At 64.8% G+C, this 17278-nt stretch carries 17 protein-coding genes; 7 read left to right on the plus strand and 10 right to left on the minus strand.

Annotation, left to right across the window (positions count from 1 at the left end):
- Positions 1–119 precede the first annotated feature (119 nt).
- Together QUH67_RS33860 and QUH67_RS33865 are read left to right on the plus strand one after the other, a co-directional pair.
- Positions 120–719 (plus strand): L,D-transpeptidase, encoded by a 600-nt coding sequence (locus QUH67_RS33860; protein ID WP_300944338.1) that lies wholly within the window; start codon positions 120–122, stop codon positions 717–719.
- Positions 720–772: 53 nt separating this feature from the next.
- Positions 773–1813, plus strand: coding sequence for an amino acid ABC transporter substrate-binding protein (locus QUH67_RS33865; protein ID WP_300944340.1), 1041 nt, complete (start codon positions 773–775; stop codon positions 1811–1813).
- A 531-nt stretch (positions 1814–2344) separates the two neighbouring features.
- On the opposite strand, the gene QUH67_RS33870 is transcribed toward QUH67_RS33865, so the two are convergent.
- Together QUH67_RS33870 and QUH67_RS33875 are read right to left on the minus strand one after the other, a co-directional pair.
- Positions 2345–3484 carry an acyl-CoA dehydrogenase family protein gene (locus QUH67_RS33870; protein ID WP_300944342.1) on the minus strand — a complete coding sequence of 380 codons (1140 nt, stop codon included), beginning with the start codon at positions 3482–3484 and terminating at the stop codon, positions 2345–2347.
- A gap of 192 nt (positions 3485–3676) precedes the next feature.
- Positions 3677–4861, minus strand: a complete 1185-nt coding sequence (locus QUH67_RS33875) for an acyl-CoA dehydrogenase family protein (RefSeq protein ID WP_300944343.1) — start codon at positions 4859–4861, stop codon at positions 3677–3679.
- A 160-nt stretch (positions 4862–5021) separates the two neighbouring features.
- Here QUH67_RS33875 and QUH67_RS33880 point away from each other — a divergent pair, with 160 nt between their 5' ends.
- Positions 5022–5567, plus strand: coding sequence for a carboxymuconolactone decarboxylase family protein (locus QUH67_RS33880; protein ID WP_300944345.1), 546 nt, complete (start codon positions 5022–5024; stop codon positions 5565–5567).
- 181 nt (positions 5568–5748) lie between these two features.
- Positions 5749–6243 carry a VOC family protein gene (locus QUH67_RS33885; protein WP_300944347.1) on the plus strand — a complete coding sequence of 165 codons (495 nt, stop codon included), beginning with the start codon at positions 5749–5751 and terminating at the stop codon, positions 6241–6243.
- A 120-nt stretch (positions 6244–6363) separates the two neighbouring features.
- Here QUH67_RS33885 and QUH67_RS33890 read toward each other — a convergent pair whose 3' ends face one another.
- The 5 genes from QUH67_RS33890 to QUH67_RS33910 all read right to left on the minus strand — a co-directional run bounded on the left by QUH67_RS33890 (position 6364) and on the right by QUH67_RS33910 (position 10556).
- A complete protein-coding gene (locus tag QUH67_RS33890; protein WP_300944349.1) occupies positions 6364–7638 on the minus strand; it encodes an MFS transporter in 1275 nt (424 codons plus the stop codon).
- 75 nt (positions 7639–7713) lie between these two features.
- A complete protein-coding gene (locus QUH67_RS33895) occupies positions 7714–8076 on the minus strand; it encodes a nuclear transport factor 2 family protein (RefSeq protein ID WP_300944351.1) in 363 nt (120 codons plus the stop codon).
- Positions 8077–8136: 60 nt separating this feature from the next.
- Positions 8137–9360, minus strand: coding sequence for an MFS transporter (locus tag QUH67_RS33900; protein ID WP_300944353.1), 1224 nt, complete (start codon positions 9358–9360; stop codon positions 8137–8139).
- Between the two features lie 142 nt (positions 9361–9502).
- Positions 9503–10177 carry a DUF938 domain-containing protein gene (locus tag QUH67_RS33905; protein WP_300944355.1) on the minus strand — a complete coding sequence of 225 codons (675 nt, stop codon included), beginning with the start codon at positions 10175–10177 and terminating at the stop codon, positions 9503–9505.
- Positions 10178–10223: 46 nt separating this feature from the next.
- Positions 10224–10556: an ArsR/SmtB family transcription factor gene (locus QUH67_RS33910; protein ID WP_300944357.1), complete on the minus strand. Its 333-nt coding sequence runs from the start codon at positions 10554–10556 to the stop codon at positions 10224–10226.
- Between the two features lie 460 nt (positions 10557–11016).
- Here QUH67_RS33910 and soxB point away from each other — a divergent pair, with 460 nt between their 5' ends.
- From soxB to QUH67_RS33925, 3 genes are all read left to right on the plus strand, one after another.
- Positions 11017–12771, plus strand: a complete 1755-nt coding sequence (gene soxB / locus QUH67_RS33915) for a thiosulfohydrolase SoxB (RefSeq protein WP_300944359.1) — start codon at positions 11017–11019, stop codon at positions 12769–12771.
- Positions 12768–13244, plus strand: coding sequence for a DsrE family protein (locus tag QUH67_RS33920; RefSeq protein ID WP_300944361.1), 477 nt, complete (start codon positions 12768–12770; stop codon positions 13242–13244). Before soxB ends, QUH67_RS33920 begins: the two co-directional genes overlap by 4 nt.
- A gap of 136 nt (positions 13245–13380) precedes the next feature.
- Positions 13381–14421 (plus strand): MBL fold metallo-hydrolase, encoded by a 1041-nt coding sequence (locus QUH67_RS33925; protein ID WP_300944362.1) that lies wholly within the window; start codon positions 13381–13383, stop codon positions 14419–14421.
- Positions 14422–14617: 196 nt separating this feature from the next.
- Here QUH67_RS33925 and QUH67_RS33930 read toward each other — a convergent pair whose 3' ends face one another.
- From QUH67_RS33930 to QUH67_RS33940, 3 genes are read right to left on the minus strand one after another with little or no spacing between them, the layout of a single operon-like run.
- The gene (locus QUH67_RS33930; RefSeq protein ID WP_300944364.1) at positions 14618–15454 is read right to left on the minus strand and encodes an ABC transporter substrate-binding protein; all 837 of its coding nucleotides are present in this window, start codon (positions 15452–15454) and stop codon (positions 14618–14620) included.
- Positions 15454–16236, minus strand: a complete 783-nt coding sequence (locus QUH67_RS33935) for an ABC transporter ATP-binding protein (RefSeq protein ID WP_300944365.1) — start codon at positions 16234–16236, stop codon at positions 15454–15456. Before QUH67_RS33935 ends, QUH67_RS33930 begins: the two co-directional genes overlap by 1 nt.
- Positions 16233–17276: a FecCD family ABC transporter permease gene (locus QUH67_RS33940; RefSeq protein WP_300944366.1), complete on the minus strand. Its 1044-nt coding sequence runs from the start codon at positions 17274–17276 to the stop codon at positions 16233–16235. The genes QUH67_RS33935 and QUH67_RS33940 overlap by 4 nt, the downstream gene beginning before the upstream one ends.
- Positions 17277–17278: the final 2 nt, after the last annotated feature.

Genomic DNA, 17278 nt, shown 5'->3' on the forward strand with positions numbered 1-17278 from the left:
AGCAAGGTGGGAGCCGGTTTTGCGTCCGATCGCGCTCTGACTTAAAAAGCGGCGCATGATCTTGTCGCCAAACCGCTCACACTTTGGCGGATCATGCGCATTTGCCAGGAGAATTTTCGATGACGAAATTTCGGTACCTGATCTGGATGATGATCGCAGCAAGTGGTCTGGCCCTTTCGGCCCCGCAGGGCCAGGCACAGACACGGCAGCCCGACGTCGGCGACCAGCCGGGGCTGATCGCGGACGACTCCGTCGAACTCGAGCCGCAGTTCAGGAAGACCGCGGTGTTCTATCGCACCAACGAAGCGCCGGGCACCATCATCGTGGTGACGGCCGAGCGCCATCTTTATCTGATCCAGGGCAATGGCCGCGCATTGCGCTACGGCATTGGCGTCGGCCGTGAAGGATTCACCTGGCAGGGGCTGGTGAACATCACGCGCAAGGCGGAGTGGCCGGACTGGACCCCGCCGCCGGAGATGATCCAGCGCCAGCCCTATCTGCCGCGCTTCATGGCGGGCGGCCCCGGCAACCCGCTCGGCGCGCGTGCGATGTATCTCGGCACCACGGTCTACCGCATCCACGGCACCAATCGGCCCGACACCATCGGCACCGCCGTTTCTTCCGGCTGCTTCCGCCTGGTCAACGCCGACGTCGCCGACCTCTACGAGCGCGTGCCCGTTGGCACCAAGGTGATTATCCGGCAGAAACCGGAACTCTGATTGCGACCCGGCCGCTCCAAGCCGATCCATTCCCTGAACGTGTGAGTTTAAAAATGTTGCGGACATTCCGAGGCGGCCTCCTGATAGGGCTGGCGGTCGCAGCCGCCGTTGCGGCTGCTGCCATCACCTATGAGCGCTACGACACCAAGACGCTGAAGCGCACCATCCGCCGCGGCGATGTGCTGTGCGGCGTCAACAAGGGCCTGCCCGGCTTCTCAATTCCCGACGAAAAGGGCGACTGGACCGGTTTCGACGTCGATTTCTGCCGCGCGGTGGCCTCGGCGATCTTCGACGATCCCAAGAAGGCGAAGTTCGTCCCCCTCGACGCCAACGAGCGCTTCAAGGAGCTGCAGAACCGCACCGTCGACATCCTGGCCCGCAACACCACCTGGAGCATGTCGCGCGAGAGCAATTACGCGCTCTACTTCCCGGCGGTCGCCTATTATGACGGCCAAGGTTTCATGCTGCCGCGGTCGCGCAACATCGATTCCGCGCTCGACCTCAACAACAGCAAGGTTTGCGTGCAGGAGGGGACGACCAACCTGCTCAATGTCGCCGACCACTTCCGCGCCAACAACATGAAATACACGGAAGTAAAGCTCCCCAAGCTGGAGGATGTGCTCAAGGCCTATGAAGGCGGCAAGTGCGACACGTTCTCCGCTGACGTCTCCCAGCTCTACGCGCTGCGGCTGAACCTGATCCAGCCGAGCGACCATGTCATCCTTCCCGACGTCATTTCCAAGGAGCCGCTGGCACCCGTGGTGCGCCAGCGCGACGACGACTGGATGATGATCGTGAAGTGGACGCTGTATGCGATGATCAACGCCGAGGAGCTCGGCATCACCTCCAAGAACATCGACGAGGCGCTGAAGTCGAAGAAGCCCGACGTGATGCGGCTGGTCGGCACCGAGGGCGCCTACGGCGAGGATCTCGGCCTGCCCAAGGACTGGGCCGCCCGGATCATCCGCCATGTCGGCAATTACGGCGAGGTCTACGACCGCAATGTCGGCGAGGGCTCGAAACTGAAGATTCCGCGCGGGCTGAATTCGCTGTGGAGCAACGGCGGGATCCAGTACGCGCCGCCGATCAGGTAGTTTTTTTACCCGCCCCTTGAGGGGGCGGGTCGGCTCACTTGGCGCGCAGCGCCATGGGAGACGGGGCGGGGTGACAGACTATCCACGCATGCTCTGTTGGACGTGGAGAGTGGATAGCTCATCTCGGGCACTGTTGAACGTGGAGAGACCTTCACCCCACCTCGGTTCGCATTGCATGCGAACCGATCCTCCCCCTCCAGGGGAGGATAAGAATCACCCGCATCAACCGCCGTCATTCCGGGATGCGCTCGCTTGGGCGCAGACCCGGAATCCATCGGGCAGCAAGCACAGCGGAGAGTTGGATTCTCAGATGTGCAATTGCACATCATAGTTCGCGCTGCGCGCGCCCCGGAATGACCGTAGAGAATCACGCTCCGGTGTCATCGCCCGCGCAGGCGGACGATCCAGTATTCCAGAGACGTCTGTGAATCGACGAGAAGCCGCGGCGTACTGGATCACCCGCCTGCGCGGGTGATGACGGCGATGGGTGGGACGACGTTTTGCGCGCGCCGAAATGACGGCGCAACGACTTCAATAGCTCTTCATCCGCGCCAGTTGATCGGCGTGGTAATTGCTGTCGCCGAACAATTCCTGGCACACCCGGGCGCGCTTCATGAAGAAGCCGATGTCGAATTGGTCGGTCATGCCCATGCCGCCGTGCATCTGCACGCCTTCCTGCACTGCCCGCGTGGCCGTGGTCCCCGCGCGAGCTTTGGCGACCGCGACGGCGGCGCCGGCGGAATCGAAGTCGCCGTCGAGCGTCTGCAGCGCCTTCAACACCGCCGCGCGGGTGATCTCGATGTCGATGTAGAGCTCGGCGGCGCGGTGCTGCAGCGCCTGGAATTCGCCGATCAGTTTGCCGAACTGCTTGCGTTCCTTGAGGTAGGTGACGGTGCGGCCGAACACCTCTTCGCTCAGGCCGACCATTTCGGAAGCGACCGCGCCGCGGCCGATGTTGAGCACGCCGTCCAGCAGCGCGCCGCCCTGATCGACTTCGCCGAGCACGTGATCGGCGTCGACCTCGACATCGGAAAATTCGATTCGCGCGGCGTTGTGGGCATCGACCATCACGGTGCGTTCGATTGCGACGCCCTTGGCCTTGGGATCGACCAGGAACAGCGTCAACCCGTGGCGCTCGCCGGCGGCGCCGCCGCTACGGGCGGCGACGATCAGCAAATCGGCGGTGTGGCCGTCCACCACCAGCGCCTTGGCGCCGCTGAGCTTGAAACCGTTGCCGGAGCGAACCGCCTGCAAATTGATCTGCAGCGGCCGATGTTTGGTACCTTCATCGACCGCGAACGCGGCCAGCAGCGAGCCATCTGCGATCTTCGGCAGATGCGCCGACTTCTGTGCCTCACTGCCGCCGCGCGACAATGCGGAGGCCGCCAGTACCGCGGTCGACAGGAAAGGCGACGGCATCAGCGTGCGGCCGATTTCCTCCATCACCACGCCGGCCTCGACATAGCCTAACCCGCTGCCGCCGAAATTTTCCGGCACCAGCAGGCCGGTAAATCCCATGTCGGCGAAGGCTTTCCAGAGATCGCGCGAAAAGCCGGTGGCATCCTTACTGTCGCGCAAGGTCCGCAGATGCGCCACCGGCGCCTTGTCGCTGATGAGGCCGCGCGCGCTGTCGCGCAGCATGGATTGTTCTTCGGTGAGGACGAGGGGCATTGATGAGTTCCGGTTCAGAAGAGACTAAATTTGTTTCGTCGTCCCTGCCTTGCGCTCAGATGCGCAATTGCGCATCGGGGGACCCATACGCCGCGGCCTATCGAGGTAGGGATGGAGCTAGCGACACAATCAAACCTCAGGCAGCGGTGGTTATGGGTACCGGCGCAAGGCCGGGACGACGTGAGAGTTGGGCTACGCCCCCGGCAGGTCGAGGATGCGCTTGGCGACGATGCCGAGCATCACCTCTGACGTGCCGCCTTCGATCGAATTGGCCTTGGTGCGGAGCCAGGCGCGCGGGCGGGCGCCGCCCCTGGAGCGCTCGCTTTCCCATTCCAGCGCATCGATGCCGCCGGCCGACATCAGGATTTCGTGGCGGCGCTTGTTGAGTTCGGTGCCGTAATATTTCATCGCCGAGGAAAACGCCGGATGCGACTGCCCGGCTTTCGCCAGATCGACCGCGCGTTCGGCGGCCGCGGACAGCGCCGCCTCGTCGATCTCGAAAGTCGAAATCTGGCTGCGCAGCATCGCATCATCGAGCCGGCCCTGCGGATCCGCGCCGATGGAATCGGCGGCGACCTGGCCAAGCGGCCGGCCGACGCCGCGCTCGCCCATGCCCGAGATCATCGCGCGCTCATGCTGCAGCAGATACTTTGCGACATCCCAGCCGCGGTTGACGGTGCCGACCACATGCGATTTCGGCACGCGGACATTGTCGAAGAAGGTTTCGCAGAACGGCGAATAGCCCGAGATCAGCAAAATGGGTTTGGTCGACACGCCCGTTGAGGCCATGTCGAACAGGATGAAGCTGATGCCGTCGTGCTTCTTGGCCGCCGGATCGGTGCGGACCAGACAGAAAATCCAGTCGGCGTAGTTGGCATAGGAGGTCCAGATCTTCTGGCCGTTGATGACGTAATCGTCGCCGTCGCTCTCGGCGCGGGTCTGCAGCGAGGCGAGGTCGGAACCGGCATTCGGTTCGGAATAGCCCTGGCACCAGCGGATCAGGCCCGCGGCGATCTTCGGCAGGTGTTCCTTCTTCTGCGCATCGTTGCCGTACTTCAAGAGAGCCGGCCCGAGCATCCAGATGCCGAAACTCGACAGCGGCGGGCGCGCTCCCATCGCGGCCATCTCCTCGCGCAGCACCTTGTGCTCGGCGCGATCGAGACCGCCACCGCCATATTCCTTCGGCCAGTCCGGCACGGTCCAGCCCTTGTCGCGCATCCGCTCGAACCAGAGGCGCTGCGGCTCGGACGAGAACTTTGCGTTACGCCCGCCCCAATAGGTGTCGTTCTCCGAGGTCGTCGGACGCCGCATCTCCGGCGGGCAATTGGCCTCCAGCCAGGCGCGGGTTTCACGACGGAATGCTTCAAGATCGGACATGATGGCGTTTCCACGTTGTATATTTGCCATCGACCTTAGCGGTCAGATGGCGGAATTCAACCTGTGTCTGGCATCGGCCCATGCCGCCGGTACGGTGGTCATGGCGCGCAATCGGGTGTATGCGCAAAGCGTAACGATTGAAAAACAAGAGGAAACGCGCATGCGGCTGAAACTGCTTTCGCCTGGCGAAATGAGCCCCGAGCAAAAAGAAACCTATGACGAGGCGATATCCGGCAAGCGCGGCGCCCCGCCGGCGCCGATGATGGCCTGGCTCAACAGCCCGGACATGGCGCGGCATGCCACGCGGCTCGGCGAACAGCTGCGGTTCAATACGATGTTTCCGGCAAAACTGTCCGAGATCGCGATCCTCGTTACAGCGCGGCACTGGACCTCGCACTACGAATGGTTCGCGCACAAGCGCCTGGCGCTGAAGGGCGGTATGGACCCCAAGATCATCGAAGACATCCGGGATCGCCGCACGCCTGTCTTCGACGATCCGAAGGGCCAGATGATCTACGACCTCGCCAAGTCGCTGCACGAGGGCAAGGGCGTCTCGAAGGCGCTGTACGACGAGGCGGTGAAGGTGCTGACCGAGCGCGGAATCGTGGAAGTGATCGGGCTGTGCGGGTACTACACGATGGTGTCGATGACGCTGAATACGTTCGAGTTCGGACTGCCGGAGGGGGAAGTGTCGGATTTGGCGTGATCTGTAGACTCCCTCGCCCCGCTCTTGCGGGGAGAGGGTTGGGGTGAGGGGCTGCCTCCGCGAGTTGTGAACTCTCGATAGACCTGTACCCCCTCACCCGAATTTTACGCTTCGCGTAAAATCCGACCTCTCCCCGCAAGCGGGGCGAGGTTAAGAAAGCAGCCAGCGCGGAGAGAACCACATGCCCCAGAACCCACCCGTCATATCCGGCACCCGGATCGGCCACGTCCATCTCAAGGTCGCCGATCTTGATCGCGCGCTCGGCTTCTATTGCGGCGTGCTCGGCTTTGAGATTATGCAGCGGATCGGCGATGCTGCCGCGTTCATTTCGGCCGGCGGCTATCATCACCACATTGGCCTGAACACCTGGGAGAGCAAAGGCGGCCATCCGCCGCCGCCCGGCACCACCGGGCTGTTTCATACCGCCATTGTATATCCGACCCGCGCGGCGCTGGCGGATGCGCTGTATCGCGTGATGCAAGCCCACATCGAGCTCGACGGCGCCAGCGACCACGGCGTCAGCGAGGCGCTTTACTTGCGTGATCCCGACCAGAACGGCGTCGAGCTCTACCGCGACCGACCCGAGGCCGAGTGGCCGCGCGCGGGGGATGGATCGCTGGCGATGTTCACAAAAAGGCTGGATCTGGCGGATCTGATGCGGGCGCGGGAGGCGTAAACTCTTCACCCGCTCCTCGACGACCGTCATTCCGGGGCGCCGCAACGCGGCGAACCCGGAATGACGGCTCAGGCTTTTTGGCCGTGAAGGCGCGCGCCAGCGGCGAGCCGACGCGCCCCCTCAAGGGGCTGGCGAAGAGACCGAACGCCCCCGCACCATGATCAGCACCGCGGCCGTCAATTCCAACGCGATGCAGCCGTAGAACGGCAGCGTGTAGCTGCCCGACAGATCCCGCAGCAGGCCGATCACGCCGGGGCCGAAGGCGTAGGTGATCTGGTTGATCGCCGTGATCAGGCTGACCAGCACGCCGAACGAACGCGGGTCAAACTCGCGCTGCACGATCAGCGCCGGCAGCGTGATCAGATTTCCGACCGAGAAGCCGAACAGCGCGCAGGCGGCGATCAGCGCGTAATCGCGATGCACATTGATGACGACCAGCAGCGCGACCGCCTGGCTGACGAAGGAAAGCGCGGACGCCAGCCGCTGGTTCATCCGGTCGATGACAAATGAAACCAACACGCGGCCGACCACTGCCATCGCGGTCAACACCGCCACGGCAATCGCCGCCTGCTGCCGCCCGATCACCGAATCGAGAAACGAGATCAGGTGGACGATGAAGCCGACCTGCGCGAACAGCACCAGCGCGAACGCCGCGGACACCGAGAGGAAGCCGATATCCCGAAATGCGCGCGCGCGAACCTGCGTCGGCGACGGTGCGTCCGCGGCCGCAGCGGAGCCAGCGCCGGCGCCGGCATGAACCGGCGGCCGGCCGACGAAGATCAGGATCACGGGAATCATCACCACGACCATCACGGCGGCCGCAGCGGTCATCCCGCCGGAAAAGCCAAAATGGCCGATCGCAGCCACCAGCAGCGGCACGCCGATGATGCCGCCAAAGCTCGCGCCGTTCAGCGCCAGGCTGATCGCCATGCCGCGCTTCCTGTCGAACCACAGGCTCAAGGTGTTGGTGATCATGCCGAGGCTGGTGCCGGCCCAGCCGAAGGCGAGCACCGCGTTGGCGAGATAAAGCTGCCAGGGCTCGCGCACCTGGCCGATGGCGACGGCGGCAACCGCCATGGTGCAGATGCCCGCGACCATGCAATTTCGAGGACCGAAGCCCCTGATCGCCTCGGAGACAAAGGCGACCAGCGCCGCGCCGGATAGATAGAAGAACGTCGTGCTTGAGGAAATCAGCGAGGCCGGCCAGCCGTGCGACCTCTGCAACTCGGCGACATAGACGCTCTGGCCATAGAAGCCGAACGCCCAGCCGAACGTCGCCAGCAGGAAACAGACGGCGACGATGCGCCAGCCGTCGTAGCTGATCGAGGTTTCGTCAGTGAGCGAGTAGTTGCGGGCGTCCACAATCGTTCTTCTTGTGTTGTCTCTCTCCGTCATGGCCGGGCTTGACGACAACTACTAGCAGAACCACAAGGGCCATCAATTCGATGGACAGCGAACTGTCAGCAGATGTCAGCTGGCCGGCTTCGACGGATCGTAGAAGAACCGCTCGCGAAACACCTTGTCGCCGCGCCATTCCTGCAGCGCGACTTCGTCGAACCGGCTGGTCTTGCCGGACTTGTAGACAAAGTCGAACACCCAATGGATCGCGACGCGATCGCCCTCGACGATCGAGGTGACGCAGGTCGACGTCACGCGCTCGACCCGTTCCAGCACCGCGCGCTCATGCGCCACCAGCAGATCGCGCCCGACCCGCGGCGGCGCGGCGTTCTCCTGCATGCTGGCGTCCTCGGTGTAGAAGCGCTCGATCGCGCCGGCATGGTCGCCGGAGACGACGGCGGCAATGAACTCATCGAGGCGGGCGCGCGTCGGCATGGGACCTCCAGCGGATGATGTGACCGATCAATACCAGAACTAGACGCCCGGATCGGGAATTCAATCGACCGCGTGCCATTTCGCCCGCCGTTTTGCGAACGACGCAAACGACAGCACAGCAAGGCCGAGCAGCACCGGCGGGAACACCACCATGTTGACCATCGACCAGCCGTAATGCGCCAGCAACTGGCCTGACGAGAACGAGCCCGCCGCCATCATCCCGAACACCAGAAAGTCGTTGAACGCCTGCACCTTGTTGCGTTCCTGCGGCCGGTGCGTCTCCAGCACCAGCGCGGAGGCGCCGATGAAGGCGAAATTCCAGCCGATCCCGAGCACGACCAGCGTCGCCCAGAAGTGCATCACAGTGATGCCGGCAAGGCCGATGCCCGCCGCGGCCGCTTCCAGGAGCAGGCCGAGCGCGACGATCCTGGGCGCGCCGAAGCGCGCGATCAGCGAGCCCGTGAAGAAGCTCGGCCCATACATCGCCACGATGTGCCACTGAATGCCGAAATTGGAATCGCTGACGGTGAGCCCGCACATCTTCATCGCGAGCGGCGCCGAGGTCATCACCAGGTTCATCATGGGGTACGCAACCACGCCGCATAGCGCCGCCGCGATGAAGCGCGGCTGCCGCGCGATTTCGAACAGCGGCCGGCCGCCATGCATGTCCGACGGCGCGGGCTTCGGCGCATCGACGCCCCACAGCACCGCCATCGCCACCAGCGCGACGACGGCCTGCACCAAAAAGCTGAACGCGAACAAATAAGGCGGCCAGATATCCATGGTCCACTGCACGAGCTGCGGACCGAGCACGCCGGCGAAGACGCCGCCCGCCATCACCCATGACACGGCCTTTGGCCGGAACGCGGCGCTGGCGCCGTCGGCGGCGGCAAAGCGATAGGACTGCGCCACCGCGCCATAGAGGCCGCCGAGAAACGTCGCGCAGCAAAACAGCCCGAACGACGCATAGAGAACGGCGATTGCGGCGAGCAGGCCGGTCAGCATGCCGCAAAACGTGCCGATGATGAAGGCTGCGCGGCGGCCGTAGGCACGCGAGATCGCGCCGGTCGGCAGCGTGCCGGCGGCGAGCCCCAGCACGTACATCGACAGCGGCACGGTGGCGAGCGAGATATCGGGCGCCAGCGTTGCGCCGACGATCGAACCGGTGGCGAAGATGACGGCCGAGTTGGCCCCCGTCAGCGCCTGCGCCGCGGCCAGCCGCAGCACATTGCCGCGCGCCCGCGCGTCATTGGTTACCTCCAGGGTGGCTGTCGTATCCAGCATCGGCCTTTTTGCCCAGCAGGCCCCGGCGGGAGCCTCTTCGATTCATGGCCGGCACTATGAAGATGTGACGAAACCCGATCAACCGGCGCAAACGGGCGTGCGCCATGCGCACATATCACGTTCGGCAGAGCTTCCGGACTATCTACGACCGCCCGAACACCAGAATCATGTTGTTGGCGGGCATCGGCACGGCTTCGGTCAATGTCAGACCTGCGCCGATCGCAAGCTTCTCGATGTCGGCGATGTCGCGCACGCCCCATTCGGCGTCCTGCTGGCGCAGGCTGGTGTCGAACACCGCGTTGCTCATGGCGGTGTGCCTGCCCTCGCGCTTGAACGGGCCATAGAGGAACAAGCGCCCGTCAGCGCGCAGATAGCGGCCGGCGCCGGCGAACAGGCCTTCGGCGACGCGCCAGGGCGCGATGTGGATCACGTTGGCACAGAACACCGCGAGCAATTCGGCCGGACCGCTGCCGTCCTGCATCGCCGGACACCAGGCGGGATCGGTGAGATCGATCCGCAACGGCGGACGAATGTTCGCGAGCGCTGAATGGGCGCGCCACGCCTCGATGCTCTTCAAATGGTTCGCGTTGAGATCGCTCGGCCACCACATGATACCGGGGGTATGTCTTGCAAAATGCACGACGTGCTGGCCGGTGCCGCTGCCGGCCTCCACCGCGTCGCCGGACTTGCCGTCGAGGAATTTCCGCAGTGCCGCCCAGATCGGTTCATGGTTGCGGTGGAACGCCGCCGCGTCGAGCCGCCCGTCGGGCTCGACCGGCCGGCCATCCTTGCCGAATTCCACCACATAATCGGCCATTGCTGCCTCGCCTGAAAATCGCTGTAGATCTGAAACGCCGGCGGCGTCACTTCAGGTCGCCACAATAGATCTCTTTCAGCACCTGCAGCAGACGCAATGCGCGCGGGTCGGCAACGCGATAATGCAGCGTCTGCGACGCCCGCCGGAAATCGACCAGTCCATCGGCGCGCAGTTTCGCGAGGTGCTGCGACAAGGCGGACTGGCTCAGCTTGGCGACGCCGACCAGTTCCCCGACTGTCATCTCGCCGCGCACGGCCAGGAAGCACAGGATCAACAGCCGCGTTTCGTTGGCGAGCAATTTCAGCAGCTGGGCGGCATCACCCGCCTGCTTCGCCAGTCTTCTCAGCGCCGCCGCATCGGCGGCGGGGGCGAGTGGCATCTCTTTGGCTGCCGCTGCTCTCATAACGTCCAATCCGGGATGGTTTTCCGTGCCTGCGAACCCCACGCAGCACACTAGCGCCAAGATACTTCTTTAGCATTGGCTAAATTAGAGGATAACGGTTGGAAAAGGCAACAAACGGTGCGGCCGTGCGGACGCAAGCACAGGAAAACCTGCGGCATAGTCTATACTTTGAGGACAATTGCGTCCGCGTTGCGCTACGCCGCGGAACCTTCGGCGAGACGGGAGGCCGCTTCCGGGACGGCGTCGGATCGCTCAAGGATAGCGTTAACCGCGCCAGCCCGACGTCCACGCCGCACACGTTGTCAGCGGATGACGTTTATGCTTTGACCGCCTATACTCAGAACCTGAACGATCTCGTTGCCTTGCCTTCGCGACAAGCCGTTTGCGCCGAGATCATGCGAACAATCAAGAGTCCGTACGACGCGCGGAGACCCGCATGACCATCCGCCGCCGCGATTTCCTGAAGCTTGCGGGCGCCGCCACCCTGTCCGGCAGCCTGCCGCAGCTACAAGCGCATGCCGCCGATGGCAATGCGGGCGTTTACGATCTGGAACGCTTCGGCAATGCGCGCATCCTGCACATCACCGATACCCATGCGCAACTTCGGCCGGTGTTCTTCCGCGAGCCGAGCGTCAATCTGGGCATCGGCCCGATGCGGGGCAACCCGCCGCATATCGTCGGCCGCGCCTTCCTCGACCGCTTCGGCATCCGGCCCGACAGCGCCGACGCCTATGCGTTTACCTCCATCGAGTTCGAGAAGGCCGCCGCGAGATTCGGCAAGCTCGGCGGCTTTGCGCATCTGAAGACACTGGCCGACCGGATGCGCAGCGAGGCCGGCTCAGGGCGCGCGTTGCTGCTCGACGGCGGCGATCTCTGGCAGGGCACCGGCCTTGCCAACACGCTGCGGGGCGCCGACATGGTGGACGCGGCGAACCTGCTCGGCATCGAGGCGATGACCGGCCATTGGGAATTCACGTTCGGCGAAAAGGCACTGCGTGCCAACCTCGAACGCTTCAAGGGCGAGTTTCTGGCCCAGAACGTCTTCCTTACCGAGGAAGCCGCCTTCAACGACGCCAAGGCGTTCGATCCGGCGGCGGGGCGCGTGTTCAAGCCGTCCGTCATCAAGGAAATCGGCGGATATCGCATCGCCGTGATCGGGCAGGCGTTCCCCTATGTGCCGATCGCGCACCCGAAGCGTTTTACGCCGGACTGGAAATTCGGTATTCGCGAGGAGGAGCTGCAAAAGCTCGTCGACAGCCACCGCAGCGCCGACAAGGTCGATGCCGTGATCCTGCTTTCGCACAACGGCATGGACGTCGACCTCAAGCTCGCCAGCCGCGTCACCGGCATCGACGTCATCCTTGGCGGCCATACCCATGACGCGGTGCCGCAGCCGATTGCCGTGACCAATCCGGGCGGTGTCACGCTGGTGACGAATGCCGGCTCGAACGGCAAGTTCCTGGCGGTGCTCGACCTCGAACTCGGCAGAGGCAAGGTCAAGGACGTGCGCTACCGGTTGCTGCCGGTGTTTGCAGAATTGCTGAAACCCGATCCGGCCATGCAAGCGCTGATCGACAAGCTGCGCGAGCCCCAGGTCGCGGCACTGAGCGAAAAGGTCGGCGTCGCCGACCGCCTGCTCTATCGACGCGGCAATTTCAGCGGCCCGATGGACCAGTTGATCTGCGACGCGCTGCTCGGCGAACTCGACGCCGAGATCGCGCTGTCGCCGGGTTTTCGCTGGGGCACCACTGCGCTGGCGGGACAGCCGCTGACGATCGAGGACGTGATGGCGCAGACCGCGGTCAGCTATCCCGAGACCTATTTGCAAAGCATGACCGGTGGCCAGATCAAGGACGTGCTGGAAGACGTCTGCGACAACCTCTTCAACACCGATCCCTATTACCAGCAGGGCGGCGACATGGTCCGCGTCGGCGGCCTCGCCTACACCTGCGACCCGAACGAAACCATAGGCAAGCGGATTTCCGGGCTCAAGCTCGACAACGGCCACGCGTTGCAGGCCGGCAAGCACTACAAGGTGGCCGGATGGGCCTCCGTCAACGAGCAGAGCGGCGCGCCGGTCTGGGACGTGGTCGTCAAACATCTGCGATCGGGCAAGCCGCCGAACCGGGCGGCGCCGGGCGTCACGCTGAAAGGCGTCGACGACAATCCGGGCATTTTGGGACAGGGATGAACGGCTTTTCGAAAACACTTTGCACGGCGGTCGCAACGCTGCTGATCTCAGCGCCACTCATCGTAACCGCAGGGCCTGCCGCCCGCGCCCAGCAGGCGCCGCTGCAGGACAAGCCGTTCGCCGAGCACAAGATCGTGCTGCAGCTCTCCGACGACGACCCGCGCAAGCAGGGCCTCGTGCTCAGCGTGGCCAGCAATTTGATGAAGCATTACGATCCCGACAAGGTCGCGATCGAGATCGTGGCGTTCGGCCCCGGCATCGCGCTGCTGCGCCCGGAAAACCCCAACCGCAAGATGGTCGAGAGCCTGGTGGCGCAGGGCGCGCGGTTTGACATCTGCCTCAACACCGTCGACACGATCGAACGCGAGAGCGGCAAGCGGCCGGCGTTCATCTCGGCGGCCACGCCGGTGCAGGTCGGCGTGGCACAGATCCTGTTTTTGACCGAGAACGGATATACGCTGGTCCGCCCGTGACGCCCGCCCGCCGTGCTCGGCCCTGAAGAGTAAAATTCCCTCGACATTGTTACTTTTTGTAGATGGAAGCTGTTTGAGGAAGTCATCAATTTAGAATAATATCCTGCATGAGACTCAAATCGAGCCGGCAGGAGCCATGATCTTTCGCCAGCTATTCGACAGCGTTTCCGGCACCTACAGCTATCTGCTGGCGAGCCGCGCCGGCGGCGAGGCGTTGATCCTCGACCCTGTGCTGGAGAAGGCCGACCGCTACTGCCAGCTGCTGCGCGAACTCGACCTGCGGCTGGTAAAGGCGGTCGACACCCATCTGCACGCCGACCACGTCACGGGACTGGGCGAACTGCGCGACCGCACCCAATGCATCACCATCATGGGCGAGCAGAGCAAGGCCGACGTGGTGTCGATGCGCGTCTCTGACGGGGACCGGGTGACGATCGAGGGCCTCAGCCTCGACGTCATGTACACGCCGGGCCACACCGACGATTCCTATTGCTATCTGATGGGCGACCGCGTCTTCACCGGCGACACGCTGCTGATCCGCGGCACCGGCCGCACCGATTTCCAGAACGGCTCCTCGCGCGCGCAATATGAGTCGATTTTCAACCGGCTGCTCAAGTTGCCGGAGGAGACGCTGGTGTTTCCCGCACACGACTACAAAGGCGACACGGTTTCCACCATCGGTGAGGAGAAGCGCTACAATCCGCGGCTGCAGGTGCGCAGTGTCGATGAATACATCGAACTGATGGCGAACCTGAAGCTGCCAAATCCGAAGATGATGGACGTCGCCGTCCCGGCCAACATGCATGTCGGGCTGCATCAGGAAGACCTTGCCAGGCAGGGACTGGCGCTCACCGCCCGGGACGCCATCAATTGCCTCGGCCGGCCCGACGTCCTGCTGGTCGATCTGCGCGAGGCCGGCGAGCGCGCCAAGCACGGCACGATCTCAGGCGCGATGCAAGCGCCCTACCCGGGCATCGCCGACAGCCTGAAGGCCGGTGGCATGTTGCGCGAAGTCGCCGCCGCCACCGGCCGCCGCGTGGTGTTCTTCTGCGCGTTCGGCGAACGCTCGGCGATGGCCGTTGCGGCGGCGAAGAATGCAGGGCTGGCGAATACGGCGCATATCGAAGGCGGCATCGATGCGTGGAAGAAGGTGGGTGGGCCGGTGGTGCACGGGTAGTATCGATGGTCGTCCCCGCGAACGCGGGGACCCATACCGCGTGATCTATCGATGATGCACGGTGGATGACGCTCTATTTGTGCAACACCCGCTGTCGCTTGCCGAAGCAAAGTCGTCTCTCCGTGTGCCGCTTTCGCCGGCCGTGGCGTATGGGTCCCTGCATACGCAGGGACGACGAGATCGTTTTATCGCGACATCACCGCCCCACCCGCTTCACTTCCGCGGTCAGCGCATCCAGCGCATCGGCGAGCAACACGCCGCCGCATTCGGTCATGCGCTCCGGAATCACGATGCGCTTTTGCGGCGGGTAGAAGCGCTCCAGCGCCGGATGCAACAGAAACGCCTGGCCGTCATCTCGTGCGGTATCGCCGGCCTGCGACACCACGATGAAGTCGGGCCGCAGCTTCACGATCGCTTCCAGCGAGGCGAATCCGCCGAAGGCAAAACCGAGATCGCCGGCGGCGCTGCGCAAGCCGGTTTCGCCGAGCAGCGAGCCGACAAAGCTGTCGCTGCCTGCGACCCAGCCGCGCCGGGACAGCGGCAGCACGCGAAAATGCCGCTCTGAAACCGCGGCCCGGGCCCGCGCCAGCGCCGCATCGAGCCGTGCGATTTCCGCCGCTGCGCGATCGGGATGCCCGGTGATGTCACCGGCCTCACGGATTTGCTGTCGCGCTTCGTCAAGCGTGCGCGGCACCGCGAGCTCGACGAGGCGAAGTCCCTTGGCCTTCAAAAATTCCCGCGTCGAGCGCTTGTCGAACGCGCTGGTGACAACGAGGTCCGGCTTTATCAGCAGCACGTCCTCGGCGCCGCCCGACAGCACCGGATAGCGGCTGAGGTCGCCGGCCTTCGATTGCCAGCCGTCACGCGAGAACCGGCTCAATCCAAGGATCTGTTCGGGGGCGGCCAGCGTCAGCACCAACTGATCGGTGCAGACATTCATGGAAACCAGACGCGGCAGGTTGGCGGCCGATACGGCGCTGCCCGACGAGGCAAACGCGAGCATCGCGAGCCAGAATACCAGCCGCCGTCGCATCAGATATCCGCCCACGGCACGATCACGGCCTCACGCTGGAATTCCGCGCGATAGGCCGAAATGCGAAACACCTCCGCCATCACCTGTTCGGACAGCGCTTCCGCCGGCGCACCCTGCGACACCAGGCGGCCCTCGCGCAGCACCAGCACGTGGTCGGCAAACCGCGCGGCCAGTCCCAGGTCATGCGTCACCACGATGACGAGCACGCCCTTGTCGGCGGTGGCGCGCAGGTTCTTCATGACGTCGATCTGGTGCCGCGGATCGAGCGAGGCGGTCGGCTCGTCGGCCAGGATGACCGGCGCCTCCACCGCCAGCGCGCGCGCCAACGCGACGCGACTGCGCTCGCCGCCGGACAGTTCGGTGACGCGGCGCTCGCTGAATTCCATGACGTCGACCGCCTGCATCGCGCGCAGCACCGCCTCCGCATCTTGCGGCGACAGCCGCGCCGGATCGGTGGCGCCATGCGGATAGCGGCCGAGCGCCACGATATCGCGCGCCGGCAGCGGCCAGTGCACGACATGCCCCTGCGGCAGATAGCCGAAGCGTTTGGCGCGCTCGCGCAGCGGCAGCGACGACAGCGCCTCGCCGCCGATCTCGATGTCGCCCTCGGACGGGATCAATCCCGCCAGCGCCCGCAGCAGCGTGGTCTTGCCGGCGCCGTTGGGTCCGACCAGCGCCACCAGATGTCCCGGCGCCAGCGCCAGCGAAACCTCATTCAGCACGACACGGCCGGCGAGCCGTACACCGAGTCCCCTTGCGGTCAGCAGCGCTACCTCGCTCATGCGACGCCTCCGCCGAGCGCGCGGCGTTCGCGCATGATCAGATAGAGGAAGAACGGCACGCCGATGATCGAGGTCAGCACGCCGACCTTGATGTCCGAGGTCGAGGGGATGATGCGTACTGCGATATCGGCGGCCAGCAGCAGCGCGGAGCCGGCGAGCGCGCTCGGCACCAGCAGCCGCCCCGGATCGTGCCCGACCAAAGGCCGCATCAGGTGCGGCGCGACCAGCCCGATGAAGCCGATGGTGCCGGTGACCGCGACCGCGCCGCCGACACCGAGGGCGACACCCGAGATGACGAACAGCCGCAACCGGCCGACATCGACGCCGAGGCTTTGCGCGGTTTCCTCGCCGAGGCTCAGCGCGCGAAAGGCATGGCGCTGGCTCAGCAGCATGATGCCGCCGGCCATGATGAAGGGAAACGCCAGCATCACGTGTTGAAAGCTGCGGTCCTCCAGCGAGCCGAGCAGCCAGAACGCGATCTCCAGCACCAGGAACGGATTAGCTGCGAGGTTCATCACCAGCGCGGTGGCCGCGCCGGCAAAGCTCGAAATCGCGAGCCCCGACAGGATCAGGATCAGCAGCCCGGCATTGCGTCCGGCGATCGACAGCAGCATGAACACGGAGCCGAACGCGGCGACGATCGCGGCCACCGGCAGCGCGTAAGAGCGCACGTCGGCAAGCCCCGATGCGATTACCAGCACGGCCCCGAAGGCCGCCGATTGCGGCGCGCCGAACAACTCGGGCGCCGCCAGCGGATTGCGCAGCAGGCCCTGCAGCGCCGCGCCCGACAACCCCAGAATGGCGCCGATCGCCAGCGCCAGCAGCATGCGCGGCAGGCGGATTTCGCGCACGATCACCTGAGAGACGTCGCTGCCGGCGCCGAACAGCGCTTCCGCCACCGCCAGCGGCGACAGCCGCACCGGGCCGATGCCGAGCGAGACCAGCGCCAGCAGCCCGACCAGGGCAGCCAGCGCCGCGGTCGCGCCGATCCTCCGTCGCGCGGCATCGTCATGGGTCAGGGTTGCGGCCTCAGCGCTCATCG

It is taken from the genome of Bradyrhizobium roseum (genome assembly GCF_030413175.1).
In the GTDB taxonomy this organism is placed as follows: domain Bacteria; phylum Pseudomonadota; class Alphaproteobacteria; order Rhizobiales; family Xanthobacteraceae; genus Bradyrhizobium; species Bradyrhizobium roseum.